The organism is Cupriavidus sp. SK-3, assembly GCF_000611145.1.
Lineage (GTDB): Bacteria > Pseudomonadota > Gammaproteobacteria > Burkholderiales > Burkholderiaceae > Cupriavidus.
The window spans coordinates 58459-72812 of the sequence record NZ_JFJV02000235.1 but is presented as its reverse complement, the minus strand read 5'-3'; the positions used below and the strand labels follow the sequence as shown (position 1 = coordinate 72812).

The 14354-nt window shown below is 65.0% G+C and carries 10 protein-coding genes; all 10 read left to right on the top strand.

Translation table 11 applies throughout. The features are described 5' to 3' along the window. Positions 1 to 58: 58 nt before the first annotated feature. The 10 genes from pilM (at position 59) to CF70_RS24270 (ending at position 14346) form a co-directional block, all read left to right on the top strand. Positions 59 to 1129, top strand: a complete 1071-nt coding sequence (gene pilM / locus CF70_RS24315) for a type IV pilus assembly protein PilM (protein ID WP_200876803.1) — start codon at positions 59 to 61, stop codon at positions 1127 to 1129. A gap of 18 nt (positions 1130 to 1147) precedes the next feature. Continuing rightward, a complete protein-coding gene (locus tag CF70_RS24310) occupies positions 1148 to 1792 on the top strand; it encodes a PilN domain-containing protein (RefSeq protein ID WP_035870715.1) in 645 nt (214 codons plus the stop codon). A 2-nt stretch (positions 1793 to 1794) separates the two neighbouring features. Then, positions 1795 to 2475, top strand: coding sequence for a type 4a pilus biogenesis protein PilO (locus tag CF70_RS24305; protein WP_035870713.1), 681 nt, complete (start codon positions 1795 to 1797; stop codon positions 2473 to 2475). Continuing rightward, a complete protein-coding gene (locus CF70_RS24300) occupies positions 2475 to 3005 on the top strand; it encodes a pilus assembly protein PilP (RefSeq protein ID WP_235185192.1) in 531 nt (176 codons plus the stop codon). Before CF70_RS24305 ends, CF70_RS24300 begins: the two co-directional genes overlap by 1 nt. After that, entirely contained in the window at positions 3002 to 5188 is a 2187-nt protein-coding gene (gene pilQ, locus CF70_RS24295; protein ID WP_035870709.1) for a type IV pilus secretin PilQ, read from the top strand. The genes CF70_RS24300 and pilQ overlap by 4 nt, the downstream gene beginning before the upstream one ends. 278 nt (positions 5189 to 5466) lie before the next feature. Then, positions 5467 to 6042 (top strand): shikimate kinase, encoded by a 576-nt coding sequence (locus CF70_RS24290; RefSeq protein WP_035870707.1) that lies wholly within the window; start codon positions 5467 to 5469, stop codon positions 6040 to 6042. Then, complete coding sequence (gene aroB, locus CF70_RS24285; RefSeq protein WP_035870706.1) at positions 6029 to 7135, top strand: 3-dehydroquinate synthase; 1107 nt, start codon at positions 6029 to 6031, stop codon at positions 7133 to 7135. The genes CF70_RS24290 and aroB overlap by 14 nt, the downstream gene beginning before the upstream one ends. A 75-nt stretch (positions 7136 to 7210) precedes the next feature. Continuing rightward, positions 7211 to 8347 carry a deoxyguanosinetriphosphate triphosphohydrolase gene (locus tag CF70_RS24280; RefSeq protein WP_035870705.1) on the top strand — a complete coding sequence of 379 codons (1137 nt, stop codon included), beginning with the start codon at positions 7211 to 7213 and terminating at the stop codon, positions 8345 to 8347. Between the two features lie 121 nt (positions 8348 to 8468). After that, on the top strand, positions 8469 to 9191 hold the full coding sequence (locus CF70_RS24275) for a transposase (RefSeq protein WP_035870704.1): 723 nt from the start codon (positions 8469 to 8471) through the stop codon (positions 9189 to 9191). Positions 9192 to 9573: 382 nt separating this feature from the next. After that, positions 9574 to 14346 carry a glutamate synthase-related protein gene (locus CF70_RS24270; RefSeq protein WP_035870703.1) on the top strand — a complete coding sequence of 1591 codons (4773 nt, stop codon included), beginning with the start codon at positions 9574 to 9576 and terminating at the stop codon, positions 14344 to 14346. Positions 14347 to 14354: the final 8 nt, after the last annotated feature.

Genomic DNA, 14354 nt, shown 5'->3' with positions numbered 1-14354 from the left:
AGAGCAACCAAGCCAAGGCGAGTTCAACGGTCAGGGGGTCACCTTGCGGCGAGGAATCTTGTCGGGGTTGTTGCGCCGTACGACGGTCGGCGTGGACATCGGGTCGTCCAGCGTGAAGGTAGTCGAGCTGTCGGTAGGCAGCGGCAAGAACGACTATCGGCTGGAAAAATGCGCCAGCGAACTGCTGGATCGCAATGCCGTTGCCGATGGCAACGTGGTCAATATCGAAGCGGTGGGCATCGCCCTCAAGCGTGCACTCGGCAAGGCCGGGATTCGCACGAAAGAGGTCGTGCTGGGAGTGCCGTCGATGCTGACCGAATCGCAGACCGTCAGCCTGCCGGACAACCTGTCCGAGGATGAGCTTTACGTCCAGGTGGAATCCGAGGCGCATCGCCTCTATCCGCCGTCCCAGGCCGTCAATTTCGATTTTGCCGTGATCGGCCCCAGCGAAACCGAGGGGGGCATTGGCGTGCGCGTTACCGCCGCCAACAGCGATCGCGTGCAGGAACGCGTCACCGCGGCCGAAATGGCCGGGCTGAAGCCGCACGTGATGGACGTCGAGGAATACGCGGTACAGCGCTCCGTGGTGCAGATGCTGGGCGTATCGGCCGACATCAGCGCGACCGATGCCAAGGAGTTGCCCGTGGTGGCGGTAATCCACCTTGGCGGCAGCCGCTCCAAGGCGATCTTCTACCAGGGCTGGAAAGAACTCTACGAGCAATCGCTCAACAGCTACGGCGACCAGCTCACCCAAAGCGCCGCGCGCATGTTCACGCTGGACGCGCTCAAGGCCGAGATCAAGAAGCGCAAGAACACGTTGCCGGAAACCTGGCGTACCCAGTTGCTCGGTCCCTCCCTGGAGGCGCTGGCGGCGGAGGTGCATGGGGCCGTGCGCAACTTCCTGTCTGCTTCGAGCATCGGCCGGGTCGACGAGATCCTGCTCTCGGGCGGCCACGCCTCGCTGGTCGGCGTGCAGGCGGCCATCGAGCAACAGACCGAGATCACCACCACGCTGGCCAACCCGTTCGCGAACATGATGACAGCCGGAAAGGTCAACGAGCGCTATCTGCAGCGCGCCCTGCCGGCCTATATCGTGAGCGCCGGGCTTGCGCTGCGCGGCCTGCAGTAAGTCAGCGAGGGAAGCCGCATGCCTACCAATACGATCCCGACAGTCAATCTGCTGCCTTACCACGAAGCCCGCAAGGCATCGCGGCGCAAGAAGGTCTACACCCTGCTGGGCGGGGCTGCAGGCGCCGGCGCGCTGGTGGTGCTGCTGGGCGGCATGTACATCGATCACCGCATCGATGCCGTCGCCAGCCTGAACCAGGTGCTCGCCGCCGAGAACAGCCGCATGGACGGGCAGATCCGAGAGGTCAATACGCTGCGCAAGGACATCGAAGGCCTGTTGCAGCGGCAGAAGGCTATCGAAGGCCTGCAGAACGAGCGCAACCGTCCCGTGCAACTGCTGGAGGAACTGGTGCGGCAGGTGCCCGAAGGCGTCTACCTGACCACGCTCAAGCAGACCGGCGAGTCGTTCACCGTGAGCGGCGTCGCGCAGTCGAACGAGCGCGTCTCGGAGCTGCTGCGCAACCTCAGCCAGGTGCAGTGGCTGGACAAGGCCGAACTGGTCGAATCCAAGGCCGTGATGATGACCAATAATCTGCGTGAGCAGCGCCGCCTGTTCGATTTCTCGATGCGTTTCGCCTACCGTGCGGCCGAAGTGCCGGACGACGGCAAGAAGGGCAAATCCGGGCCGGCGGCCGCAAGCGCCGTTGTCGGCGGAAAGGGCTGACCATGGCACTTGATATCGAAATCTCGATGGCCACGCTGAACGACCTCGGCGCGCAGTTCCGTGGCCTCAACCTCAATGAGCCGGAAACCTGGCCAACCGCCCCGCGCCTGCTGTTCGCCGTGCTGGCGGCGGTGCTGGTGCTGCTGCTGGGCTGGCAGTTCTACTGGAGCGGCAAGCTCGACGACCTCGATCGCAAACATATCGAGCAGGATAGCCTGAAGCAGTCCTACCAGAGCAAGGTGGCGCAAGTGGCCAACCTGGATGCGCTGCGCAAGCAGAAGGCGGAAGTGGAGCAGCGCGTGGCCCTGGTCGAGCGCCAGTTGCCCAACAAGACGGAGATGGATGCACTGCTGGCCGACGTCAATCACGCCGGCGTGGCGCGTGGCCTGCAGTTCGAGCTGTTCAAGCCGCAGGCCGCCGTGATGAAGCCCTACTTTGCCGAGATCCCGGTCAACCTGAAAGTCACCGGGCGCTATCACGACGTGGCGCAGTTCAATGCCGACGTGGCTGCGCTTTCCCGCATCGTGTCGATGCAGGGGTTGCAGTTCACTACCGGCAAGGATGGCGGGCTGGCGATGGAGGCCGTGGCGATGGCTTATCGCGCGCTTGATCCCGATGAACAGGCGGCACAGCGCAAGGCGGAAGCCGCGGCGGCCAAGACGGCTGCGGGAGTGAAGAAATGATGCCTGCGATCCAGGCCTCGCGCCTGCGCGCCTGCGCTTGCGCGCTGATTGGCGCCGCGTTGCTGGCGGCCTGCGGCGGCAGCGAGGAAGACAGCCTGCGCCAGTGGATGGCGCAAGCCCAGGCGGCCAAGGTGCCGCCGCCGGCCCCGTTGCCCGAGCCCAAGCCCTATGCGCCGCGCGAGTACGCGGCGCGCAGCGCGCCTGAGCCCTTTGCCCAGAACAAGATCGGCGACCTTAACCGTGTCCTGTCCGAATCGCCGGAGTCCGGGCGGCGGCGAGAGCCGCTGGAGGATTACCCGCTGGAGAACTTCAAGATGCTGGGCGCCATGAAGAAGAGCGGCGAGACCTACGGCGTCGTGCAGGTAGATAACAAGATCCACCACGTCAAGGTGGGTCAGTATCTCGGCCAGAACTACGGCCGGGTGGTCCGCATCAGCGATCAGGAGATCGTGTTGCGCGAATTGGTCCGGGAAGGGGTAGCCGAGTGGAAAGAGAAAATGACCAGCCTGAAGCTGGAGGGGGCGGCATGATCATCGGTCGTTGGTACCGCGCGCTTGCTGGCGCCGCGGTGATGGTGCTGGTATTGGGCGCGCCGGCTGCGCAGGCGCAATCGACAACGGGCAATGCGGTCAAGCGCGTGGATGCCACGACGGTGGGCGAGCAGACTGTCTTCACAGTCGAGTTGCAGGGGCCGCCATCGCAGAAGCCGGCCGACTTCACTACGCAGAACCCGCCCAAGCTCGCCATCGATTTCATCGATACCGGCTTTGCGGCCGGGCGAGCCCAGCACGACTTCGGCGGCAAGTTGCTCAAGAGCGCCAATGTGGTGCAGATCGGCGACCGCACCCGCGTCGTCCTCGACCTGACCCGCGTGGCGACCTATCGTACCGAAGTGCGCGGCAACCTGTTCGTTGTGATGCTCGACAACGTCGCACAGACTGCACGGGCGGCGGTGCCGACGTTCGCACCAACCTCGGCGCAAGCGCCGCTGGCGCCGTCGAACCGGCCAACCCTGCGCAATATCGACTTCCGCCGTGGCCAGGATGGCGCGGGCCGGATCGTGGTGGACCTGTCCTCGCGCGACTCCGGCATCAATATCGCGCAGCAGGGCCAGAACGTGGTGGTCGATTTCCTCAATACGTCATTGCCCGACGGCCTGCGCCGGCGCTATGACGTGACCGACTTCGGCACCCCGGTGCAGGGCATGCGGGCGAGCGACAACAACGGCAGCACTCGCCTCACCATCGAGCCGCGCGGCAACTGGGAATACAGTTCCTACCAGACCGATACGCAGTTCGTGGTGGAGGTGCGCCCGGTCAAGGAGGATCCGGCCAAGCTGATCAGTGGCGCGGGCTTCCGCGGCGACCGGCTCTCGCTGAATTTCCAGAACATCGACATCCGCTCGCTGCTGCAGGTGTTTGCCGATTTCACCAACCTCAACATCATCACCAGCGAAAGCGTGCAGGGCAATCTGACGCTGCGCCTGAAGGATGTGCCGTGGGACCAGGCGTTGCAGATCGTGCTCGACGCCAAGGGTCTGGCCTCGCGCCGTAATGGCAATGTGCTGCTGGTTGCGCCCAAGGCGGAGCTGGCCACCAAGGAAAAACTCGAGCTCGAATCGCAGCAGCAGATCAACGACCTCGAGCCGATCCGCAGCCAGGTGTTCCAGCTCAACTACCAGCGCGCCGAGGACGTGCGGCGCATGCTGCTCGGGCTGGCCGCAGGCGGTGTCGGTGGCGGTGTCGGTGGCGGGGCGCTGGGCGGCGCGGGTGCGATCGGCGGAGTGGGGGGAGTGGGCGGCGCGGCGGCCAGCAACACGCGCATGCTGTCCAAGCGCGGCTCGCTGACAGCCGATCCTCGTACCAACCAGCTATTCGTGTCAGATATCGCGACCAAGCTGGAAGAGGTGCAGAGCTTCCTCGGCAAGATCGACATTCCGGTGCGCCAGGTGATCATCGAGGCGCGCATCGTCGAGGCCAATGACACTTTCAGCCGCAACCTGGGCGTCAGGCTGGGCTTTGCCTCCAAGACGGCTGGCGCCGGCTACGGCAACAACTACACCAATGTGGTCAGCCCGATCACGAACCCGCTCACGGGCGGCACCTGGGATAGCACCCCGGCGCTGAGCCTGCCGGCCGCAGCGATCAACGGCGTCAATCCGGGCTCGGTCGCGGTCAGCTTGTTCAGCAACACTGCCGGCCGTTTCCTGGCGCTGGAGCTGTCGGCGCTTGAGGCCGACGGGCGGGGCAAGATCATTTCCAGCCCGCGCGTGGTCACCGCCAACAATATCAAGGCACTGATCGAGCAAGGCACGGAACTGCCCTACCAGGCCGCCACTTCCAGCGGCGCCACCTCGGTGCAGTTCCGCAAGGCCAACCTGAAGCTGGAAGTGACGCCGCAGATCACGCCGGAAGGCAATGTCCTGCTGGACGTCGACGTCAACAAGGACAGCGTGGGTATCCAGACCACGTCGGGCTTCGCCATCGACACCAAGCACGTGCAGACGCAGGTGCTGGTCGAGAACGGCGGCACCGTGGTGATCGGCGGCATTTACAGCCAGACCGAGTCCAACAATGTGAACAAGGTGCCCCTGCTGGGCGACATCCCGATACTGGGCAACCTCTTCAAGGACAATGCCAAGGTCAATAACCGGACTGAGTTGCTGGTGTTCCTGACGCCGCGCGTGCTGAACGACAGCGTGTCGCTGAAATAGCCCCGGCCGCGCCGGATGCAGTAGACTGACAGGCCGCATCGATCCGATGCGGCTTTTTTATTGCCCAGGCGGGCGAGCAGGCGCGAGGGTGCATGGCAGGCGCGCAAGGCGGGTCGCGAGGCGGGTTGCCTTGTGCCGATTGCGCCGCGCCACTTGCCCGCAGCGCCCCAACATAAGAAGATGATGCAGTTTCCTACCGCGAGGACCGGCCAGAGACCCGGCTCCCGCCCGACACGCCAGTGACATTCACCCGCCCGAACCTTTTCTTTGTTGGCCTGATGGGTGCCGGCAAGACCACCGTTGGCCGCACCGTGGCCCGGCGCCTGAACTACCCGTTCTTCGATTCGGACCACGAACTCGAGGCGCGTTGCGGCGTGCGTATTCCGATCATCTTCGAACATGAGGGCGAGTCCGGCTTCCGGGACCGCGAGGCGTTGATGATCGACGAGCTGACCCAGCGGCACGGCATTGTGCTGGCGACCGGCGGCGGCGCGGTGCTGCGGCCCGAGAACCGCGCCCACCTGAAGGCTCGCGGCACCGTGGTCTACCTGCGCGCCAGCCCGCACGACCTGTGGCTGCGCACCAGGCACGACCGCAATCGCCCGCTGCTGCAGACCGAAGACCCCAAGGGGCGGCTGGAAGCGCTCTATGGCGAGCGCGACCCGCTTTACCGCGAGGTGGCGGATTTCATCATCGAAACCGGCAAGCCTTCGGTGGCGCAGCTTGCTAATATGGTGTTGATGCAACTTGAGATGGCCGGTTTTACCGTTGCCGCCGAGGAGCCCGAAGAGGGCGAGGGCGCGTGCGCGGACAATCTTCCGGCGCAGGACCAGAAACACGATGATCACCCTTGAAGTCAGCCTTGGGGAGCGCAGCTACCCCATCCATATCGGTACCGGCCTGCTCGATCAGGTCGAATTGTTCCGTCCCCATGTACGTGGCCAGCACGCTGTTATCGTCACCAATGAGACGGTGGGGCCGCTTTATGCCGCCCGGGTCCAGGCCACGCTGGCGGCGCTGGGCAAGACCGTGCGCACCGTCACCCTGCCAGACGGCGAAGCCTTCAAGCAGTGGGAAACGCTCAACCTGATCTTCGACGCGCTGCTGACGGCGGGCGCCGACCGCAAGACCACGCTGATCGCCCTTGGCGGCGGCGTGGTGGGCGATATGACCGGGTTTGCCGCGGCCTGCTACATGCGTGGCGTGCCTTTCGTGCAGGTGCCCACCACGTTGCTGGCCCAGGTGGATTCCTCGGTGGGCGGCAAGACCGGCATCAACCACCCGCTGGGCAAGAACATGATCGGCGCCTTCCACCAGCCCAACGCGGTGATCGCCGATATCGACACGCTGCGTACGCTGCCCGCGCGCGAACTGGCGGCCGGTCTGGCCGAGGTGATCAAGCACGGCGCGATGGCCGATGCCGAGTACTTCGGCTGGATCGAACGCAATATCCGCGCGCTCAATGCCTGCGACCCGGACACCATGGCGCTGGCGGTGAAGCGTTCCTGCGAGATCAAGGCCGCAGTGGTGGCCCAGGACGAACGCGAGGGCGGCCTGCGCGCCATGCTCAATTTCGGCCACACCTTCGGCCATGCCATTGAGGCAGGCCTGGGTTACGGCGAGTGGCTGCACGGCGAGGCGGTGGGGTGTGGCATGGTGATGGCGGCGGACCTGTCGCACCGGCTCGGCTTTATCGACACCGAAACGCGCGCCCGCGTGGTGCAGCTCACGCGCGCCGCCATGCTGCCGGTGGTGGCGCCGGAACTCGGCACCGACCGCTACATCGAACTGATGAAAGTGGACAAGAAGGCGGAAGCCGGCAGCATCAAGTTCATCCTGCTGAGGAAGCTGGGCGAAGCCTTCATTACCACCGTGCCGGATCCTGACCTGCGCGCTACGCTGCAGCACGCGGTGCTCAGGCCGCCTACCGAGGCGCCGGTCGCCTGACGCGATCGGTTGTGCCTTGCAACCCCGGCCGGACGGCGTGTAGCCGCCCGGCCGGATGCCTGACCGGATTGCCGCATGACCGACCTCGAAAGCCACCTCGCTCCCTATGCCGCCCGCTCCGCGCAGACACTTGGGCGGGCGCATCTCGAAGCGGCTTCGTCTTCGCGCACGGAGTTCCAGCGCGACCGCGACCGCGTTATCCACAGCACGGCCTTCCGGCGGCTCGAGTACAAGACGCAGGTCTTCGTCAATCACGAAGGTGATCTGTTCCGTACCCGGCTAACCCATAGCCTGGAAGTCGCGCAGATCGCCCGCTCGATTGCGCGCAACCTGCGCCTGAACGAGGACCTGGTCGAGGCCATCTCGCTGGCGCATGACCTGGGTCACACGCCTTTCGGCCATGCCGGCCAGGACGCGCTGAACAATTGCATGAAGAACCATGGCGGCTTCGAGCACAACCTGCAGAGCCTGCTGGTGGTGGATGAGCTGGAAGAGCGCTATGGCGGGTTCAACGGGCTCAACCTGACCTTCGAGACGCGCGAGGGCGTGCTCAAGCACTGCTCGCGCGTCAATGCCTCGGCGCTGGGCGAACTGGGCCGGCGTTTCCTGGAGGGCACCCAGCCTTCGCTGGAGGCGCAACTGGCCAACCTGGCCGATGAGATCGCCTACAACAACCACGATATCGACGACGGCCTGCGCTCCGGCCTGCTCACGCTCGAGCAGATGGACGAAGTACCGATGTGGGGGCGCCACCGGGCCGAGGCGATGGCGGCGTTTCCCGGCATCAACGGGCGGCGCGTCATCAACGAAACGGTCCGGCGCATGATCAACACCCTGATCGTCGACCTGATCGAAACCACCAGCCAGAATATTGCCGCCGCCAACCCGCGCAACATCGACGCGGTAAGGGCCGCCGGCCCGCTGGTGGCCTTCAGCCCGGCAGTGCGGGAGGAAGCGGCGGCGCTCAAGCGTTTCCTGTTCCGCCATCTGTACCGCCACTACCTCGTGATGCGCATGTCCTCCAAGGCGCACCGCATCATCACCGACCTGTTCGACGCCTTCATGGCGGATCCGCGCCTGTTGCCGCCGCAGTACCAGGCCGGGCAGGGGCGCGACCAGTCTCGCCTGATCTCGCATTACATCGCCGGCATGACCGACCGCTATGCGATTCGCGAGCACCGCCGCATTTTTGCGGTTGACGAGGGGAACTAGGCGGCCACAGACGGCGGGGAAATTGGGGACGGATCAGGCGGCGACTAGGCTATCATCGGGTATGGCATCCGCTTGAGCCATTCATCCGGTGATCGCTGGTCACCGATTCTCCTCGCTCACCATGGCCCGACTTCCTCGTTTTTCCCCGGCGTCGCTGCCGGCGCTTGTGTTGCAACGCGGCAACAATCGCCAGCCGATCTTCCTTGGCGCCGACGATCGCCCGCACTACCTCGACTGCCTGCGGATGGCCGCGCGCGAGCACGATCTGGCGATCCACGCCTACGCCTTGCGGCCAAATCATGTTCATCTCGTGGCAACCCCTCGCCATGCCGACTCGCTCAGCCTGACCATGCAGGCGGTCGGGCGCCGCTACGCGCGCCATTTCAACCGGGTTGCCGGCCGCACGGGCACGTTGTGGGATGGCCGCTTCCGTTCGGCGGTGTTCGATCCCGCGGCCTGGATGTTGCCCGCGATGCTGTATGTGGAGGGTAATGCCGTGCGCGCGGGCGAAGTGAGTTCGCCCGAAGGCGACCGCTGGAGCAGCTATCGCCACCACGCCGGCATCGAAGCCAGCCCATTTGTGAGCGATCACTCTGCATACTGGGCGCTGGGCAATACGCCATTCGAGCGTCAGTCGAATTACCGCTCCGTGACTGCCGAGGGCTTGTCCTCGATGGCGCTGGCCACGCTGCGCAGCCATGCGCATAGCGGCTGGCCCCTGGGCGATGCGGCCTTCCTCGCCCAACTGGAGCGCCAGGGTGGGCGGCGCGTGCATCAGTTGCCCAAGGGAAGGCCGGTGGGCCGCTCGGCGGCCGCCAGAGAGGCGGAGCCGGACTCGATCTAAGGTCGGCCCCGTCGCGCGTGGCGGGGTCATCACCTACAGCAGCAGCGCATCACAAATCGTCATTGCAATGCACCAGGATCAATCTGTCCCCAAATAAAGACCATCCCTGAAGTGGTGCGAGATTAATTATGTTCTGACCCCATTTAAAAATTTTGCGGGACGGGTACGATTCTTTTATAGTTCCTCCACCCACATTCATTGTGCGGCGCGTCACGCCTGTGTACGCCGCTGCGGTCCCGCTGTCTCTCTCGTTGCCCCGATCCCGGTTTACGACCGGCCCCGGTGGAAGAGTGCGGTTCCCGTTCCGGTCTGCCTTGCTGGCTGCGCAGCCCTCACCGGAATCAAGCCCGTGGACCAATCGCAATCCCAATCGAAGCCAACGATGGCCCAAGCGCAGGCCGCAGAGTCTGCCGCCGCGTACGCGCCTGCCTCGCGTCCCCAAGCCCAGGGCATGTACGACCCCGCCAATGAAAAAGATGCCTGCGGCGTCGGCATGGTCGCCCACATCAAGGGCAAGAAGAGCCATGAGATCGTCCAGCAAGGCCTGAAGATCCTGGAAAACCTGGACCACCGGGGCGCGGTTGGCGCCGATGCGCTGATGGGCGACGGTGCCGGTATCCTGATCCAGGTCCCGGACCAGTTCTACCGCGAGGAAATGGCCAAGCAGGGCGTGACCCTGCCGCCGTCCGGCGAGTACGGCGTGGGCATGATCTTCCTGCCGAAGGAACACGCATCCCGCCTGGCTTGCGAGCAGGAGCTCGAGCGCACCGTGCGCCTGGAAGGCCAGGTCGTGCTGGGCTGGCGCGATGTGCCGGTGGATGCCGCCATGCCGATGTCGCCGACGGTGCGTACCACCGAGCCGGTGATCCGCCAGATCTTCATCGGTCGCGGCCGCGACATCATGACCACGGACGCGCTGGAACGTAAGCTCTATGTGATCCGCAAGACCGCCAGCCACGCCATCCAGGCGCTCAAGCTCAAGCACGGCAAGGAATACTTCGTGCCGTCGATGTCGGCGCGCACGGTGGTGTACAAGGGTCTGCTGCTGGCCAACCAGGTCGGCGAATACTATCTCGACCTGCAGGACCCGCGCGCCGTGTCGGCGCTGGCCCTGGTGCACCAGCGCTTCTCTACCAACACCTTCCCGGCCTGGGAACTGGCCCACCCGTACCGCATGGTCGCCCACAACGGCGAAATCAACACGGTCAAGGGCAATGTGAACTGGGTCAACGCACGTACCGGCGCGATCTCGTCGCCGGTGCTGGGCGACGACCTGCCCAAGCTGTGGCCGCTGATCTACCCTGGCCAGTCGGATACCGCATCGTTCGACAACTGCCTCGAACTGCTGACGATGGCGGGCTACCCGCTCGTCCACGCGATGATGATGATGATCCCGGAAGCCTGGGAACAGCACACGCTGATGGACGACAACCGCCGCGCCTTCTACGAATACCACGCCGCCATGATGGAGCCGTGGGACGGCCCCGCCGCGATCTGCTTCACCGATGGCCGCCAGATCGGCGCCACGCTGGACCGTAACGGCCTGCGCCCGGCGCGTTTCTACGTGACCGAGGACGACATCGTGGTGCTGGCGTCGGAAGCCGGCGTGCTGCCGTTCCCCGAGTCGCGCATCGTGCAAAAGTGGCGCCTGCAGCCGGGCAAGATGTTCCTGATCGACATGGAGCAAGGCCGCATCATCGACGATAAGGAACTCAAGGACAACCTGGCCAACGCCAAGCCGTACAAGAGCTGGATCGACGCCGTGCGCATCAAGCTCGACGAGCTCGACGCCAAGCCCGAGGACGTGGCCGCCGAGAAGAAGCCCGACGCGCGCCTGCTGGATCGCCAGCAAGCCTTCGGCTACACCCAGGAAGACGTCAAGTTCCTGATGGCGCCGATGGCGCTGGCCGGCGAGGAAGCCACCGGTTCGATGGGCAACGACAGCCCGCTGGCCGTGCTGTCGTCCAAGAACAAGACGCTGTACCACTACTTCAAGCAACTTTTCGCCCAGGTCACCAACCCGCCGATCGACCCGATCCGCGAGAACATGGTGATGTCGCTGGTGTCCTTCATCGGACCCAAGCCCAACCTGCTCGAGCTGAACAACATCAACCCGCCGATGCGTCTCGAAGTGTCCCAGCCCGTGCTGGACTTCAAGGACATCGCCAAGATCCGCAACATCGAGCACTACACCGGCGGCAAGTTCCGTTCGTACGAACTGAACATCTGCTATCCGAAGGTGTGGGGCAAGGAAGGCATCGAAGCCCGCCTGGCCTCGCTGTGCGCCGAAGCCGTGGACGCGGTGCGTTCGGGCTACAACATCCTGATCGTGTCGGACCGCCGCGTTGATGCGGGTCACGTGGCGATTCCCGCGCTGCTGGCCACGTCGGCCATTCATCACCATCTGGTGGATAAGGGCCTGCGCACCTCGGCTGGCCTGGTGGTGGAAACCGGCACGGCGCGCGAAGTGCACCACTTCGCATTGCTGGCCGGCTACGGCGCGGAAGCCGTGCACCCGTACCTGGCGATGGAAACGCTGGCCGACATGGCGCAAGGCTTGTCCGGCGACCTGTCGCCCGAGAAGGCGGTCAAGAACTTCGTCAAGGCGGTCGGCAAGGGCCTGCAGAAGGTGATGTCCAAGATGGGCATCTCCACCTATATGTCCTACACCGGCGCGCAGATCTTCGAAGCCATCGGCTTGTCGCGCGAACTGGTGCAGAAGTATTTCCACGGTACCGCATCGAACGTCGAAGGCATCGGCATCTTCGAGGTGGCCGAGGAAGCGCTGCGCCTGCACCAGGACGCCTTTGGCGACAACCCGGTGCTGGACACCATGCTCGACACCGGCGGCGAGTACGCCTACCGTGTGCGTGGCGAAGAGCACATGTGGACCCCGGATTCGGTGGCCAAGCTGCAGCACGCCGTGCGTGCCGACGACGGCAAGGGCGCGTACCAGACGTACAAGGAATACGCCAACATCATCAACGACCAGAGCCCCCGTCACATGACGCTGCGCGGCCTGTTCGAGTTCAAGGTTGATCCGGCGCGCGCCATTCCGCTGGAAGAAGTGGAATCGGCCAAGGACATCGTCAAGCGCTTCGCGACCGGCGCCATGTCGCTGGGCTCGATCTCCACCGAGGCGCACACCACGCTGGCCGTGGCGATGAACCGCATCGGCGGCAAGTCCAACACCGGCGAAGGCGGCGAGGACGAGAAGCGCTATCGCAACGAACTGCGCGGCATCCCCATCAAGAAGGGCGACACCCTGCAGGGCCTGCTGGGCTCCGAAGCCGTGGTGCGCGACCTGGAACTGGAGGCCGGCGACTCGCTGCGCTCGAAGATCAAGCAGGTGGCCTCCGGCCGTTTCGGCGTGACCGCCGAGTACCTGGCTTCGGCAGACCAGATCCAGATCAAGATGGCGCAGGGCGCCAAGCCCGGCGAAGGCGGCCAGCTGCCCGGCCACAAGGTCTCGGACTACATCGGCAAGCTGCGTTACTCAGTGCCGGGCGTTGGCCTGATCTCGCCGCCGCCGCACCATGACATCTACTCGATCGAGGATCTGGCACAGCTGATCCACGACCTGAAGAACGTCAACCCGGCATCCGATATCTCCGTCAAGCTGGTGTCGGAAGTGGGCGTGGGCACCGTGGCCGCGGGCGTGGCCAAGGCCAAGGCGGATCACGTCGTGATCGCCGGCCATGATGGCGGCACCGGCGCTTCGCCGTGGTCGTCGATCAAGCACGCCGGCACGCCGTGGGAGCTCGGCCTGTCCGAGACGCAGCAGACGCTGATGCTCAACGGTCTGCGCAACCGCATCCGCGTGCAGGCCGACGGCCAGATGAAGACTGGCCGCGACGTCGTCATCGGCGCGCTGCTGGGCGCTGACGAGTTCGGCTTCGCCACCGCGCCGCTGGTAGCCGAAGGCTGCATCATGATGCGCAAGTGCCACCTGAACACCTGCCCGGTGGGCGTGGCGACGCAGGATCCGGTGCTGCGCAAGAAATTCCAGGGCAAGCCCGAGCACGTGGTGAACTTCTTCTTCTTCGTTGCCGAGGAAGCCCGCGAGATCATGGCGCAACTGGGTATCCGCACCTTTGACGAACTGATCGGCCGTGCCGACCTGCTCGACACCAAGCCGGCCATCGAACACTGGAAGGCGCGCGGCCTCGACTTTTCGCGCATCTTCTACCAGGTACCGTTCCCGGCCGAGCTGCCGCGTTTCCACACCGATGGGCAGGACCACGGCCTGTCGGTCGAAGCCGGCAAGGCGCTCGACCATGTGCTGATCGCCAAGGCCCGCCTGGCCATCGACAAGGGTGAGCGCGTGTCGTTCATCCAGCCGGTGAAGAATGTCAACCGCACAGTCGGCGCGATGCTCTCGGGCGTGGTGGCCAAGCAGTACGGCCACGAAGGCCTGCCTGACGACACTATCCACATCCAGTTGCAAGGCACCGCCGGCCAGTCCTTTGGCGCCTTCCTGGCGCATGGCATCACGCTGGACCTGGTGGGCGACGGCAACGACTACGTGGGCAAGGGCCTGTCGGGCGGCCGCGTGATCGTGCGCGCTCCGCACGAGTTCCGTGGCGACCCGACCCGCAACATCATCGTGGGCAACACCGTGCTTTACGGCGCGATTGCCGGCGAAGCCTTCTTCAACGGCGTGGCGGGCGAACGCTTCGCGGTGCGCAACTCGGGCGCGTCCGCAGTGGTGGAAGGCACCGGCGACCATGGCTGCGAGTACATGACTGGCGGTACCGTGGTGGTGCTGGGCGGCACCGGACGCAACTTTGCGGCCGGCATGTCGGGCGGCATGGCCTACGTCTATGACGAGGACGGCCTGTTCGACAAGCGCTGCAACACCTCGATGGTGGCACTGGAAACCGTGCTCGCCGCGGCGGACCAGGAGAAGGGCCAGTCCCCGGCCTCCTGGCACAAGGTGGACGGCCAGCGCCAGCTCGACGAAGTCATCCTCAAGGGCCTGATCGAGCAGCACTTCCGCTTCACGGGTTCCGAGCGCGCCAAGGCGTTGCTGGCCGACTGGGCTACCTCGCGCCGCAAGTTCGTCAAGGTCTTCCCGACCGAGTACAAGCGCGCGCTGGGCGAAATGTACGCCAAGGAGCAGGAAGCGAAGGACAGCGACCGTATCGCAGCCTGAGCCGGCCC